Here is a 14,282-nt window from a genome sequence, read left to right as displayed (position 1 = left end):
GGGACGACAGTTGAGGGTGAGGGTAGAGCGTCAGCCCCTTACACCCCCACGCTGTTGCAACGCGACATCACCCCCGCTTCGCCCGATCCTTCTCGTTCTGCGCCATGATGCTCTCGCGCGCGGTTTTCCAGTCGTCGTCGCTCCAGTCGCGGAGCTGGTAGAAATTGCCGCCCATCGCCAGCGCCTGCGCGCCGTCCATGGCGATGGTCTCGCCATTGATCCAGTCGCAGCCGCCGGAGATCAGGAACACGGCGACGTTCTGCAGTTCCTCCATGGTGCCGACGCGGCCCATCGGGTTCATCGCCTTGGTGCGCGCGCCGGCCTCGTCGCCGGGCTTGATGCGCTTGCTCATGCCTTCGGTCGGGATTTCGCCGGGCGCGATGGTGTTGAGGCGGATGCCGTAGCGGCCCCATTCGGCCGCGAGCGACATCGTCATGGCATGGATCGCCGACTTGCTCATCGCCGACGGCACGACGTAGGGCGAGCCGTTACGCACCCAGGTCGTGGTGATTGAGACCACGTTGCCGGGCTGCTTCAAGGCGATCCAGCGCTTGCCGATCGCCTGCGTCACGTAGAACGTGCCGTGCATGACGATGTTGGCGACGGCATCGAAGCCGCGCGGCGACAGGTCCTCGCTGCGCGAGATGAAATTGCCGGCGGCGTTGTTGATGAGGTCGGTCAGCGGCGCGTCGCGGAAGATGGTCTCCACCATCTCCTCGACCGCGAGCGCGTTGCGGATGTCGACGCCGTGGCTGGTGACGCGGCCGCCATACAGATCCATCAGCTCGGTTGCGGTCTCGTCGCACACGATCTTGCGCCGGCCGCAGATGTGCACCTCGGCGCCGAGCTGGAGGAAGCGTGCTGCCATCGCCTTGCCGAGACCTGTGCCGCCGCCGGTCACGAGAATGCGCCGTCCAGCGAGAAGATTTTCCTTGAACATGGCTGTTTCTCCCGTACGGATTGTCAGTTAATTGGTCGATTGACTAAATCCGGCCGCCGGCGTCCTGTAAAGCGGCACTGAACAAGAACAGGCAAGAACTAAGGGAGAATTCATCCATGGAAGAGCGCGTCTCGATCTCGATCTCGGAAGGCGTCGCCGACGTGCGCCTGGTGCGTGCGGACAAGATGAACGCGCTGGATCAGGCCATGTTCGAGGCCCTTGTCGCCGCAACGGACCGGCTTTCGAAGGACAAGAGCGTGCGCGTCGTCGTGCTCTCAGGCGAAGGCCGCGCGTTCTGCGCCGGGCTCGACATGGGGCGTTTTGCCGCCATGAAGGAGAAGGGCGGCAACGGAATTCCGGGTGGCGAAAATCGCGATCTCACCAAGCGCACGCACGGCCAGGCGAACTTCCCGCAACAGGCGGTGTGGGGCTGGCGCCAGCTTCCGGTTCCCGTGATCGCGGCCGTGCACGGCGTCGCCTTCGGCGGCGGCTTCCAGCTCTCGCTCGGCGCCGATATGCGCTTCCTCTCGGCGGACGCGCGGATGTCGATCATGGAGATCAAATGGGGCCTCGTGCCTGACATGGCGGGCACGCCGATCCTTGCGAGCCTCGTGCGCGACGACATCCTGCGCGATCTCACCTATACGGGGCGCATCTTCTCCGCGCAGGAGGCGATGACATACGGCCTCGCCACGCGCATCTGCGACGACCCGCGCGCCGCGGCGCTGGAGACCGCACGCGAGATCGCCGGCAAGAGCCCCGATGCGATCCGCGCGGCAAAACGACTGCTGAACAATCTCTCGGTCGATCCGGGTCCGGCGCTGCTCGCGGAGTCGGTCGAGCAGCAGAAGCTGATCGGCAGCGCGAACCAGACCGAGGCGGTGCGCTCCAATCTGGAGAAGCGCGCGGCGAAGTATGCGGATTAGCTTTCTGTCATTCCGGGGCGATGCGAAGCATCGAGCCCGGAATCCATAACCACGATCGGGAGTATGGATTCCGGGCTCGCGCCAAGAGGCGCGCCCCGGAATGACGATCGTGGTTGGTTCGATGCCCTTCAACCCGACGAAAGATCGGAAAACAACAATGAGCGAAACGCCCCAATTCCTCGGCATCGTCTCCGGCGAGCGCCGCCGAACCCACACTGAGGTCGCCAACCGCGCCGACCGCATCGCCTCAGGCCTCGCCAAGATCGGTGTCCGCCAAGGCGATTGCGTCTGCATGCTGATGCGCAACGACATCGCCTTCCTAGAGGCCGCCTACGCCGCGATGCGGCTCGGGGCCTATGGCGTTCCGATCAACTGGCACTTCAAGCCGGAGGAGATCACCTACATCCTTGATGACACCGGCACGTCCGTCCTGATCGGACATGCCGACATGCTGCACGCCTTGCGCGATGCGATCCCTGAGGGCGTCACCGTGCTCAGCGTGCCGACGCCGCCGGAGATCCTGTCCAGCTACAAGATCGATCCCGATCATCTGAAGACGCCGGACTTCGCCATCGATTTCGAAGCCTGGCTCGCGCAATTCCAGCCCTATGACGGCCCCGTGGTGCCGCAGCCCATGAACATGATCTACACCTCGGGCACCACAGGCCATCCCAAGGGCGTGCGGCGCAACGCGCCGACGCCGGAGCAGCAGGCCGCCGGCGAGCGCATGCGCGCGATGATCTACGGGCTCAAGCCCGGCGCCCGCGCGATCCTGCCGGGGCCGCTCTATCACTCCGCGCCGAATTCCTTCGGCATCCGCGCCGGCAAGCTCGGCGGCGCGCTGGTGCTGATGCCGCGCTTCGAGGCCGAGGAATTCCTCGAACTGATCGAGCACTACAGAATCGACACGATCTTCATGGTGCCGACCATGTTCATCCGCCTGATGAAGCTGCCGGAGGCGGTGCGCAGGAAGTACGATGTCTCTTCCTTGCGCCACGTCATCCATGCCGCCGCGCCCTGTCCGGCCGACGTCAAGCGCGCCATGATCGAATGGTGGGGGCCGGTGATCTACGAATTCTACGGCTCGACCGAATCCAGCGCGGTGACGTTCGCGACCTCCGAGGACGCGCTGAAGAAGCCCGGTACCGTCGGCAAAATCTCGCCCGGCGCCGAGCTGCGCTTCCTTGGTGAGGACGGAAGCGTGCTCGGCGTCGGCGAGATCGGTGAGATCTATTCGCGCATGACCGATCTCGCCGATTTCACCTACCACAACAAACCGGAGAAGCGCGCCGAGATCGACCGCGACGGCTTCATCACCTCGGGCGACGTCGGCTATATCGACGCGGACGGCTACGTCTTCATCTGCGACCGCAAGCGCGACATGGTGATCTCGGGCGGCGTCAACATCTACCCCGCCGAGATCGAGTCCGTGCTGCACGCCGTATCAGGCGTGCATGATTGCGCCGTGTTCGGCATCCCCGATGCCGAGTTCGGCGAGGCGCTGATGGCGGTGGTGGAGCCGCAAGCCGGCGTCACGCTGGATGCTGCAGGTGTTCGCGCCGCGCTGAAGGCGCATCTTGCCGACTACAAGGTGCCCAAGCACATCGAGATCCGCACTGGCCTGCCGCGCGAGGATTCCGGCAAGATCTTCAAGCGCCGCCTGCGCGATCCCTATTGGGAGCAGGCGGGGCGGAAGATCTGACAATTCGACGAGGACCCGTAGGGTGGGCAAAGCGGAGCGTGCCCACCATCTCGATCAGAATACGTTGACAGATCGTGGGCACGGCGCAGGCGCGCCTTTGCCCACCCTACGAGATCAGGGACGAGGAAACATTTGTCATGACCGATGCCGCGAACGAAGTGCTCTACGAAGTCGCCGATCACATCGCGACCATCACGCTGAACGCGCCGGAGCGCATGAACACGATCTCCGGCCCGATGCTCAACGATCTGGCGCGGCTCCTGACCGAAGCCAACGAGGACAAGGACGTCCGCGTCGTGATCCTCACCGGCAAGGGCAGGGCGTTCTGCGCCGGCCTCGACCTCCGCAAGGAGCGTGACGGCAACGGCCTCAGCGCCGCGTCCTCGCCGACCACGATCAACCTGCGCAACACGCCGCCGACGGTGCTGCAGGCGATGGACAAGCCGACCATCTGCGCCGTCAACGGCGGCGCCGCCGGCTACGGCATGGACACCGCGCTCGGCTGCGACATCCGCATCATGGCGGAATCCGCCAAGCTCGCCGCCGCCTTCGTCAAGCGCGGCGTGGTGCCGGAATCCGGCGGCACCTGGCTATTGCCGCGCATGCTCGGCTGGGCCAAGGCTTCAGAGCTCATCTTCACCGGCCGCACGCTCGGCGCGCGCGAGTGCCTGGAATGGGGCCTCGCCAACGAGGTCGTGCCGGATGCCGAGTTGATGAGCCGCGCCACGGCGGTCGCCCGCGAGATCGCCGCCAACGCGCCGCTCGCGGTGCAGGCCTCCAAGCGCATGATGCGGATGGGCCTCAACGAGAATTTCCACGACCATGTCCACCACGTCTATCTCCAGCTCCTGCCGCTGTTCAAAACCCAGGACATGGCCGAGGGCATGAAGGCCTTCATGGAGAAGCGCGAGCCCAAATTCGAGGGGCGGTAGCCGGGGCCGTCTGGTACGCGTTGGAGTAGCAATCATCGAGCGGCTCGGCTAGATTGGCGTTCCCACGCCAATCCCCTGCGATCGTCCATGCCCTCATACCGTGCCAGTCCTGGCTTTTTCGAAGTCCCCCATGCCGCCGTCTATACGCTGATGACGGTGACGGTCCTCGCGTCGGGTTTCTGCTTCATCCAGGCGGGTGGTCCGGCGGCGCCGGCGGAGTTGCTGTATCGCTACGGCGGCATGTATGCGACCGCGATCGCGCGGCACGAATATTGGCGCCTCGTCGCCTATGGCTTCTTGCACGTCAATTTCATCCACCTCACCATGAACATGTTGTGCCTGGTGCTGTGGGGCGCCCATCTCGAGCGGCGGGTCGGGCCGGCCTATTTCCTCCTCATCTATCTCTGCGCGATGGTGTTCGGTGCCGTCATCGGCAACGGTATCCATTCCACGCCCTATTTGACGGTCGGCGCGTCCGGTGCCACGTCGGGCATCCTGGGCGCGCTGCTCTGCCTGTGGATCCTCGGCAAGCTCGAGGTCGGGTTCGACTTCTTCGCGATCAATATCGGATTGAACGTCGCGTTTGCGCTCGGCAATTCGCGGATCGACTGGGGCGTGCATCTCGGTGGTTTTGCGGCCGGGCTGATCGCCTGCGCAGTGCTGGACCTGATCGAGAAAGCGAATGTGTGGGTGCTTCGCTGCAAATTTCCCGAAGCCGTGAAGGTCAATCTGACACTGCTCGGGTGCGTCGTTGCGCTGTGGGCCTGGAGCGGTCAGGCCCAGGCGATCGCAGCCGGGGGTTCTGGATGGGTCCCGGCTCTCGTCGCCGTGGCCGCGTATTGCGCTGTCGTGAAGACGATTGATCTCGCACTCTCCGTCAGGAAGGGCCTTGCGATCGTCGTGGCGATTTTGGCCGGTGTGAACGCGGCCGCCGTGATGCTGTCCGGTTGGGCCCTGGCATCGTCTTGCAGCCCGCACCGGCCCACCGGCTCCGTTCCGCTCGACAACTTACTCGCCACATTCTGCCCTAGTCCTGTTGTCATCTCGGGGCTGGCCGCGATCGGCGCCGCCGCGCTGACGCTTTGGCTCTGCTCAAAGGAGATCTCGCGCGGGATCGAGGATGTTGGGTTTGTCGGCACATCGCTGCGCGCCGAACGCAGCCGGCGTCACGGATTATGAGCTTGGAGGGGAGCGGAAATCGGGGCCGTCTTAGCAGAGACAGATTTCATGCCTATATGCACGGGATCATCCACCCCCGGATCATCCCATGACCCCCGTTTCCATGCTGCTCAACATCCTCTGGATCCTCTTCGGCGGCGCCTGGATGGCGTTCGGCTGGGTGATCGCCGCGGTCATCATGGCGATCACCATCATCGGCCTGCCCTGGGCGCGGGCGGCGTTCAACATCGCCGTCTACACGCTGCTGCCGTTCGGTTCGCGGGCGGTCAACCGCTACGACGTCACCGGTGTCGAGGATATCGGTACGGGCCCGCTCGGCGTGATCGGCAATATCATCTGGTTCGTGCTCGCCGGCTGGTGGCTGGCGCTCGGCCACTTATTGACGGCACTGGCGCTCGCGATCACCATCATCGGCATCCCCTTCGCCTGGGCCCATCTCAAGCTCGCAGGCATCGCGCTCTGGCCGATCGGCAAGGTGATCGTGCCGGCGTGAGGCCCAACTCGTGGCTCGTAGGATGGGTTTCGCAAGTGCACCCCATCCTACGCGCTGCGGACATCAATGAGCATGCTCCCTCAGGGACGAACGCGAATGATCGTATTTCCCTTGCGTCGCCCGGTCGGATTTAAGGCGGCGACCGCATCGTCGAAGGTCGAGACCTTGCCGATGTTCGTCCGCAGTCGTCCATCCCGCACCCGCTGGACGATCTCACTGAGTTGGGCGCGATCCGACTCGACGACGAAGTCGACCGCCAATCCATCGGAGGGCCGCGCCTCGGCCGGCCCGACGATGGTCACCAGTGTTCCTCCGGCTCGAATGCGTTCTACCGACCGCTTCTGTATGTCACCGCCGATGACATCGAACACCAGATCGACCTTGCCGACGTCTTGCAGCGAGTCCTTGTCGAGGTCGACGAACTCGTTTGCGCCGAAGTCGAGCACCGTCTGACGGTCGGCGGCGCGTCCGGTGCCGATGACGTAGGCGCCGGCCTCTCGTGCGAGTTGCGTCACCATCGACCCGACTGCGCCGGCCGCGCCGTGTGCCAGGATGCTCTGCCCCGATTTGAGACGGCCATGCTGGAACAGCCCTTGCCATGCGGTCAGCCCCGAGATCGGCAGGCTCGCCCCCACTGTGAAGTCGACGTCGCCCGGCAGCGGCGCAAGATTGCGCGCCTCGATTGCCACATACTCGGCCAGCGTGCCGTCGCGATACCAGTCCGCCAGGCCGAACACCCGCTGTCCTAACACCAGCCCTGTCGTTCCATAGCCAAGAGCAGTGACCACTCCGGCCAGCTCGTGTCCAGGGATCGACGGTGTTCGGTCGCGATCGAGGCGATCAGTCCAGGTCGAAGGCCACGTCAGCTCAGTCGGGACAAATCCCGACGCATGAACCTGAACCACGACGTCGTTTATCGCAGCCTGCGGCTCGGGCCGGTCCACCAGCTTCATCCCCGCCGTTCCCGCGGCCTGTTCCGTTACAACGATCGCCTTCATTGGATCATCTCCTCAGTCATTGTCTCCTGATGCAACGATTGCAGTCAGCGTGAGCGCGACGGCTATCCAAAAACTGCCAGACAGTGTGGAAGTGTCCGCGATCTATTGACCGGGGCTCCCACTGAAACTGCCGATCGGGATCGCTTCGGTCGTGGCGCTAGCAGTTAGATGCGTTACGCTTGGTCATGAAACCAGTACCAAGATTGCAAAATTCGGCTGTACCAAGGGCCATTGAGACGGCGAACAGATTGAGCTCGTAGGATGGTAGAGCGAGAGCGAAACCCATCAACCCGACCGTTGACGAGGCATGATGGGTTTCGCAAGGGCTCCACCCATCCTACGCGCTGATCGGCAACATCTGGTTCGTGCTCGCCGGCTGGTGGCTGGCGCTCGGCCACTTATTGACCGCATGGCGCTCGCGATCACCATCATCGGCATCCCCTTCGCCTGGGCCCATTTGAAACTCGCCGGCATCGCGCTGTGGCCGATCGGCAAGATGATCGTGCCGGCGTGAGGTGGGGATCCGTCAATGTCCGCCTCCGCGCGTAGAGGGGAAGCCGGCATAGCTTGTGGAGTCGTCGGCTGATGACCCCTGAGCAGACACCTCAACAGTATCTCAACTCCGTTTGACCCTAGCGCCGAGACCGCGCCTCGTCCTGCGCCAGGCCGATTCCCATTATCGGAACGCTGCCAGCAACGCTTGGAAACAAAATTTTTACCAATAATAACGATGGCGTCAGTCGCGAGATGCAACCGGACGGTGTGGACGCTAAACTTCTGGGAGCATTACCCGAAATTGCACGTGGGCTGGCATGGGGATTGGAATGTTCAGTGCGCCGCCTTTTGCGAGAGCAAATTGTGCTGTCAAGGAACAGCTGCGCTTGGTCGGTCACACGGAACGACGGATCGCGAACAGGTTGCAACTGGTCAACTGGAGTCTTGTGGTTGGATGGGCGCTGGCGCTCTGCGTCGGGCTTGCCGTAACAACCTTCACGCTGGAAGGCTTGATGACGACGGAGGTCGTCACAGCGCCGGCGCTGGCGGTTGCCGGGTTGTGGCTGATGCGGTGGGGCTGGGGCGAGCGGCCGGCGTTCACCATGCTCGCATTTGCGCAGATGGGTTTTGTCACGATCTGTGCGGCGCCGCTGTCGTATATCGGCTTGGGCGCCGCGATGCCGCTGCAGGACGCCAGATTTGCCGAGCTTGACCGATTGCTCGGCCTGGACTGGCCTGCATATTTCCATTTTGCGATGGCCCATCCGGAATTGCTGCTGTACGCCAAGTTCTTCTACGCAATGATCCTCGTGCCGGCCTTCTGCGTTCCGGTCGTACTGGGGTTGATGGGTCAATATATCCGTCTGCAGCAGTTCGTGATGGCGTCGACATTGGCGTTGTGCGTGGTGATTGTCGTCTCCTCCCTGCTTCCGGCGATCGGCACCTATTTCGAGTTCGGACTGCCCTCCGACACCGAGCTGTTCAAGGCGAACGGATATGGAGGACAGGCGAGCGACATACCTATGCTGCGCGATGGCGCGTTGCGAGCTCTCAACATCGTGAAGCTCGGCGGCATCCTCACTTTCCCGAGCTTTCACGCTGCCACGGCGCTTCTCAGCATCTGGAGCTTATGGAGCATTTGGTGGCTGCGTCCCGCCCTGCTGGTGCTGAATGGGGGAATGCTCGTCGCGACCCCGCTGGTCGGAGGGCATTACTTCGTGGATGTGATCGCGGGCGTGTCGGTGGCTGCGCTGACGATCCAGGCGTCGAAAGGCCTGACGGCGGTCGTGGCTGCAAGTCCGCTGGCGGTCTCGACGCAGCCGGGCTCGGCGACACCGGGTCGGCTGGTCGCTCTTGCCTTCGCCGCCATGTTCGTGCGGCCGTTCCGGCGGAATATGTCCCGGCATGCGATACGCCCATGAACGTGTGCTGCTGGCCCCAGGGAGACCTGCGCGGCTGTCGTCTTCATTTCCGCTTGCAGTGCCAGAGCTCAACCCCTATCGAGCCGCAGCCCGGCGTCCAGGCAGTTGCGGCCCTCCGCCCCCAATCCCTCGCGTTGCCCGACGGGCAAAACACGCTACATGCAGGTCAAGGGACGGGGTTGTAAAATATTCTGATTGACCGAATTTTCCGTTTCGGCTAAACCGCATTCCATCCCGGCCCGTCGAAGGGGCGTTTCGCGATCGTCACGATACGTAGGCCGGGATGCGATGGACGCGGCAGCGCCGGCGCGTGACGGGATGGCAGGGCGGGCGACCCCTGCGAGCCATCGCGATCCGCGGCACGACACGGCGCGGTCACAGCGTTTCTTTACGGCGTTGGAAGCGAGCACGCGCGAGCTTCCGACTGTCCGGGGAGGGACGTCCGCGGACGGCAAAAGCGTGTGGTCCTGACGCCCGGGGTCTGTGCGTCAAGGCTTGCGGTGGTGAAGCGGCCCGACCGGGCGCGCACATCAGTGATCCGCAAGGCGACGGGGGCAATAGTGCATCGCTCCCCGGGGAGAGCGCGCCATAAGCCGTAAAACCATTGCGCAGGGAAGGCCGGGATGTCCCGGCGTCACCTGTGGTCACCCCGCGTGCGTCTTGTCGCGTGCGGACCCTGGGTGCCAGCCGGCGCCCGGCCTTCCCTGCGCCCTTTGTTCTCGATGAGGGCGAAACGGACAGCAAAGCTCGGGCGGAATACGCCGCGAGAAGGCGAAGGCGTGTTTTATCAGTTGAAGAGAGCTCTCGTGCCCCGGACGCAGCGCAGCGCGTCGCGCCTTCGCGGCGTGGTGCGCTGCAGAGCCGGGGCCCAGAAGGCGGCAGGGACGGTGCGGCTTTCTGGGTCCCGGCTCTGCGCAGCAACGCTTAAGGCGTTGCAGCGCGTCCGGGACACGAGTTTGGCCGGCAGTGTGCAATGCCCCCAACTTCGTCTTGCACTGCGGTAGAAAAATATCGCACACTCCACCGGACTGAGGAGCCGCAAGGAGCTCTTGAAGAGGAGCGAGCCATGTCCCTCCAGACCGCACCATCCGACAGCGCCGAGCATCGCGCCAACCGCCCCGAGGACGTCCAGGCGCTGGAGGCCGATGCGCGGCTGCGGGACGACATCCGCCTGCTCGGGCGCATCCTCGGCGACACCGTGCGCGATCAGGAGGGCGCCGAATTGTTCGACCTGGTCGAGCGCATCCGCCAGACCTCGATCCGCTTCCACCGCGACGAGGACCGGCTCGCCCGCCGCGAGCTCGAGCAGATCCTCGACAGCATGTCGACCTCCGAGACGGTGCGGATCGTCCGCGCCTTCAGCTATTTCTCCCACCTCGCCAACATCGCCGAGGACCAGAACAACATCCGCCAGATGCGGGCTCGCAGCGCAGGCAAGAGCTCCGGCGTGCTGGCGGAAACGCTCGCCCATGCCAGGGACGCCGGCATCAAGCCCGATCAGCTCCGCAGCTTCTTCAAGTCCGCGCTGGTCAGCCCGGTTCTGACCGCGCATCCGACCGAAGTCCGCCGCAAGAGCACTATGGACCGCGAGATGGAGGTCGCCGGCCTGCTCGACCGCCGCGAGCGCGTGGCGCTGACCGCGGAGGAGGCCGATGCCAGCGACGAGCAGCTGCGCCGCGAGGTGCTGACGCTCTGGCAGACCAATCTCTTGCGCCGCACCAAGCTCACCGTGCTCGATGAGGTCGCCAACGGCCTGTCGTTCTACGACTACACCTTCCTGCGCGAGGTGCCGCGGCTGGTCAACGCCCTCGAGGACCGGCTGGAGGAGGGCGGCGAGCAGGCGGCTTCCGAGCTCGCCTCGTTCCTGCGCATGGGCAGCTGGATCGGCGGCGACCGCGACGGCAATCCCTTCGTCACCGCCGACGTCATGCGCGGCACGCTGCGGCTGCAGTCGAGCCGGGTAATGCAGTTCTATCTGGAAGAGCTGCACGTGCTCGGCTCGGAATTGTCGATCGCGGCGCATCTTGCCGACGTCTCCGAGGAGCTGCGCAACCTGGCGGAACGCTCGCCGGATACCTCGCCGCACCGGAGCGGCGAGCCTTATCGTCTGGCAGTCTCCGGCATCTACGCGCGCCTGACCGCGACGGCGGAAAAGCTCGCGGTCGAGATCACGCGCCGGCCGGTCGGCAAGGGCGCGCCATATGCGAGCGTGAAGGAGCTGCAGGCCGATCTCGACGTGCTGCACCGCTCGCTGATCTCCAACAATGCCCGCGTCATCGCCCGCGGCCGGCTGCGGTTGCTGCGGCGCGCGGTGGACTGCTTCGGCTTCCATCTCGCCCGGCTCGACATCCGCCAGAACTCGGCGGTGCACGAACGCACCATCGCCGAGCTGATGGACGCCGCCAATCCCGGCATGTCCTATCTCGCGCTCGGCGAGGAGGCGCGCATCTCGCTGCTGACCAACGAGCTGCGCTCGACGCGCGCGCTGGTCTCGCCCTTCGTCAAGTACAGCGACGAGACCATGGGCGAGCTCAACGTCTTCCATGCCGCCGCGGAAGCGCATGCGATGTTCGGCTCGGACGCCATTCCCCAATGCATCATCTCGATGTGCAAGGGCATGTCCGACATGCTCGAGGTCGCGGTGCTCCTGAAGGAGGTCGGCTTGGTCCATCCCTCTGGCCGCAGCGCTATCAACATCGTGCCGCTGTTCGAGACCATCGAGGATCTGCAGGCCTCCAGCGGCATCATGGACCGCATGCTGTCGCTGCACGATTACCGCCGCCTGGTCGACAGTCGCGGCAGCGTGCAGGAGGTCATGCTCGGCTATTCCGACAGCAACAAGGACGGCGGCTTCGTCACCTCGGGTTGGGAGCTCTACAAGGCCGAGATCAACCTCGTCGAAGTGTTCGAGCGGCATCACGTGCGACTGCGCCTGTTCCATGGCCGCGGCGGCTCGGTCGGCCGCGGCGGCGGTCCGAGCTATGATGCCATCATCGCGCAGCCCGGCGGCGCCGTGAACGGTCAGATCCGCATCACCGAGCAGGGCGAGATCATCTCGTCGAAATATTCCAACGCCGAAGTCGGCCGCAACAATCTGGAAATCCTCGCGGCGGCGACGCTTGAAGCAAGTCTCTTGCATCCGCGCCAGAGCGCGCCGCGCCGCGAATATTTGACCGCGATGGACGAATTGTCGAACCTCGCCTTCAAAGCCTATCGCGGCCTCGTCTACGAGACCGACGGCTTCGTCGATTATTTCTGGTCCTCGACCGTCATCAACGAGATCGCGACGCTGAACATCGGCAGCCGTCCGGCCTCGCGCAAGAAGACCCGGGCGATCGAGGATCTGCGCGCCATCCCCTGGGTGTTTTCATGGGCGCAGTGCCGGCTGATGCTGCCGGGCTGGTACGGCTTTGGCAGCGCGGTCGAGCAGTGGATCACTGAACATCCCGACAAGGGCATGCCGTTCCTGAAGGAGCTCTACAGGGAATGGCCGTTCTTCCGCATGCTGCTCTCGAACATGGACATGGTGCTCGCCAAAAGCTCGATCGCGATCGCCTCGCGCTATGCCGAGCTGGTGCCCGACGAAGCCTTGCGCGAAAAAATATTCGGCCGCATTCGCCGCGAATGGCATTCCTGCATCGAGACGCTCCTGGACATCATGGGGCAGGACCGGCTGCTGCAGGGCAATCCGCTGCTGGAGCGCTCGGTGCGCCACCGCTTTCCCTATCTCGACCCGCTCAACCACGTGCAGGTCGAGCTCTTGAAGGAGCATCGCGCGCAGAACCCCGACGAGCAGGTGCTGCGCGGGATTCAACTGACGATCAACGGCATTTCGGCGGGGCTGAGGAATACGGGGTAGCTACCGGGCCACGTTGCTGCCCGATACTCAGCCGTCATGCCCGGGCTTGTCCCGGGCATCCACGTTCTTGGCATCGCGCGGTAAGGCGTGGATGGCCGGGTCAAGCCCGGCCATGACGCGGAGAGAGTGGGGCACTCAACAGAAATGCGCGCCTTGCGTCTCCACATAGACCGCATAGAGCGACTGGCTTGCGGTCATGAACAGGCGGTTGCGCTTCTTGCCGCCGAAGCAGACATTGGCGCAGGTCTCGGGCAGCAGGATCTGCCCGATGCGCGCGCCGTCGGTCGGCGCGAACACCTGCACGCCGTCATAGCCGGGACCGACCCAGCCGGCGCCGACCCAGATGTTGCCCTCGGTGTCGACGCGCAAGCCGTCAGGGAAGCCCGACTTGCCGTCGAGCGTCATGTCGATCAGCTTCTTCGGGTTCGACAGCTTGGCCCCGTCGATGTCGTAGGCCCACACCACGTTCTTGGCTTCAGGGTAGTGCGTGATGCCGGTGTCGCAGACATAGAGCTTCTTGTAATCGTGGCTGAAGGCGATGCCGTTCGGCTTGAACGGCTCGTCCGCGACCTTCGCCACCTGTCCGGTCTGGGTGTCCAGGCGATAGACGGCTTCCTTCTGGTGCGGCTGCAGCGAGCCGGTATTGGCGAGCTTGCCCTCGTAGATGCTGATCGCGCCGTAGCCGGGATCGGTGAACCAGATCGCCTTGTCGTTGGGATGCACGACCATATCGTTCGGGCCGTTGAGCGGCTTGCCACCGGCCTGCTCGGCCAGCGCTGTCACCGAGCCGTCATGCTCGTAGCGGACGAGGCGGGTGCGCTCGGCGCTGAGCTGGCGGCCCTCGGTGTCGAACGAATTGCCGTTGGCCTCGTTGGACGGCTTATGGAACTGCTCGGAGATATGGCCGTCATCGTCGAGATAGCGCAGCTGCCGGTTGGCCGGGATATCGCTCCAGACCAGATATTGTCCCTGCGCATTCCACGCCGGCCCTTCCGCCCAGAGGCAGCCGGTGTAGAGCCGCTTGATTGCGGTGTTGCCGACCTTGGCCTTGAAGCGCTTGGGATCGATGGCGATGATGTCGGGGTCGGGATAGCGCTGCGGCTCGGCATTGGCGCCGAAGTCGCGGGCGTCGGCATTGGAGGCGAGCAGGGTCGATGCGGCGAGTGTCGCTGCACCCTGCAGCAGCGCGCGGCGGCCGAGACCGCCGCCTGCAGTCGTGTCGTCGGAGTTGGTCAGTATTCTTGTCATGGTTTCCTCCCAAAGTTTCGTTGGGAGGCGACCATTCGCCCGCAATCAGGCGTAAACCGGGGCGATCTCCGGACAAGACAACCGGAGAT

Annotated in this window: 10 protein-coding genes and 1 pseudogene; 8 read left to right on the top strand and 3 right to left on the bottom strand. The window is 64.4% G+C overall.

Annotation, left to right across the window (positions count from 1 at the left end; genetic code table 11):
- Window positions 1-67: 67 nt before the first annotated feature.
- Window positions 68-940: an SDR family oxidoreductase gene (locus tag CIT37_RS28270; protein WP_038947744.1), complete on the bottom strand. Its 873-nt coding sequence runs from the start codon at window positions 938-940 to the stop codon at window positions 68-70.
- Window positions 941-1,056: 116 nt separating this feature from the next.
- Here CIT37_RS28270 and CIT37_RS28265 point away from each other — a divergent pair, with 116 nt between their 5' ends.
- The 5 genes from CIT37_RS28265 to CIT37_RS28245 all read left to right on the top strand — a co-directional run bounded on the left by CIT37_RS28265 (window position 1,057) and on the right by CIT37_RS28245 (window position 6,172).
- Window positions 1,057-1,866, top strand: coding sequence for a crotonase/enoyl-CoA hydratase family protein (locus tag CIT37_RS28265; protein WP_038947745.1), 810 nt, complete (start codon window positions 1,057-1,059; stop codon window positions 1,864-1,866).
- A gap of 157 nt (window positions 1,867-2,023) precedes the next feature.
- Window positions 2,024-3,568: an acyl-CoA synthetase gene (locus tag CIT37_RS28260; protein WP_095424975.1), complete on the top strand. Its 1,545-nt coding sequence runs from the start codon at window positions 2,024-2,026 to the stop codon at window positions 3,566-3,568.
- Window positions 3,569-3,705: 137 nt separating this feature from the next.
- On the top strand, window positions 3,706-4,500 hold the full coding sequence (locus CIT37_RS28255; protein WP_095424970.1) for an enoyl-CoA hydratase/isomerase family protein: 795 nt from the start codon (window positions 3,706-3,708) through the stop codon (window positions 4,498-4,500).
- A gap of 87 nt (window positions 4,501-4,587) precedes the next feature.
- Window positions 4,588-5,679, top strand: coding sequence for a rhomboid family intramembrane serine protease (locus CIT37_RS28250; protein ID WP_038971587.1), 1,092 nt, complete (start codon window positions 4,588-4,590; stop codon window positions 5,677-5,679).
- Between the two features lie 88 nt (window positions 5,680-5,767).
- Window positions 5,768-6,172, top strand: a complete 405-nt coding sequence (locus CIT37_RS28245; protein WP_028135280.1) for a YccF domain-containing protein — start codon at window positions 5,768-5,770, stop codon at window positions 6,170-6,172.
- Between the two features lie 80 nt (window positions 6,173-6,252).
- Here the strand turns inward: CIT37_RS28245 and CIT37_RS28240 are convergent, their stop codons facing one another.
- Window positions 6,253-7,170, bottom strand: a complete 918-nt coding sequence (locus CIT37_RS28240) for an NADP-dependent oxidoreductase (RefSeq protein WP_038971586.1) — start codon at window positions 7,168-7,170, stop codon at window positions 6,253-6,255.
- Between the two features lie 344 nt (window positions 7,171-7,514).
- On the opposite strand from CIT37_RS28240, the pseudogene CIT37_RS28235 reads away from it, so the two are divergent.
- From CIT37_RS28235 to ppc, 3 genes and pseudogenes are all read left to right on the top strand, one after another.
- A pseudogene (locus tag CIT37_RS28235) lies at window positions 7,515-7,684 on the top strand (YccF domain-containing protein); the annotation flags it as partial.
- 310 nt (window positions 7,685-7,994) lie between these two features.
- The gene (locus CIT37_RS28230) at window positions 7,995-9,086 is read left to right on the top strand and encodes a phosphatase PAP2 family protein (RefSeq protein WP_161966490.1); all 1,092 of its coding nucleotides are present in this window, start codon (window positions 7,995-7,997) and stop codon (window positions 9,084-9,086) included.
- A gap of 1,066 nt (window positions 9,087-10,152) precedes the next feature.
- Window positions 10,153-12,945 carry a phosphoenolpyruvate carboxylase gene (gene ppc / locus CIT37_RS28225; protein WP_028143255.1) on the top strand — a complete coding sequence of 931 codons (2,793 nt, stop codon included), beginning with the start codon at window positions 10,153-10,155 and terminating at the stop codon, window positions 12,943-12,945.
- Window positions 12,946-13,080: 135 nt separating this feature from the next.
- Here the strand turns inward: ppc and CIT37_RS28220 are convergent, their stop codons facing one another.
- Window positions 13,081-14,193: an SMP-30/gluconolactonase/LRE family protein gene (locus CIT37_RS28220; protein WP_028143254.1), complete on the bottom strand. Its 1,113-nt coding sequence runs from the start codon at window positions 14,191-14,193 to the stop codon at window positions 13,081-13,083.
- Window positions 14,194-14,282: the final 89 nt, after the last annotated feature.

It is taken from the genome of Bradyrhizobium ottawaense (assembly GCF_002278135.3).
Classification (GTDB): Bacteria; Pseudomonadota; Alphaproteobacteria; order Rhizobiales; family Xanthobacteraceae; genus Bradyrhizobium; species Bradyrhizobium ottawaense.
The sequence above is the reverse complement of the archived record's forward strand: the minus strand, read 5'-3'. Positions and strand labels throughout refer to the sequence as shown.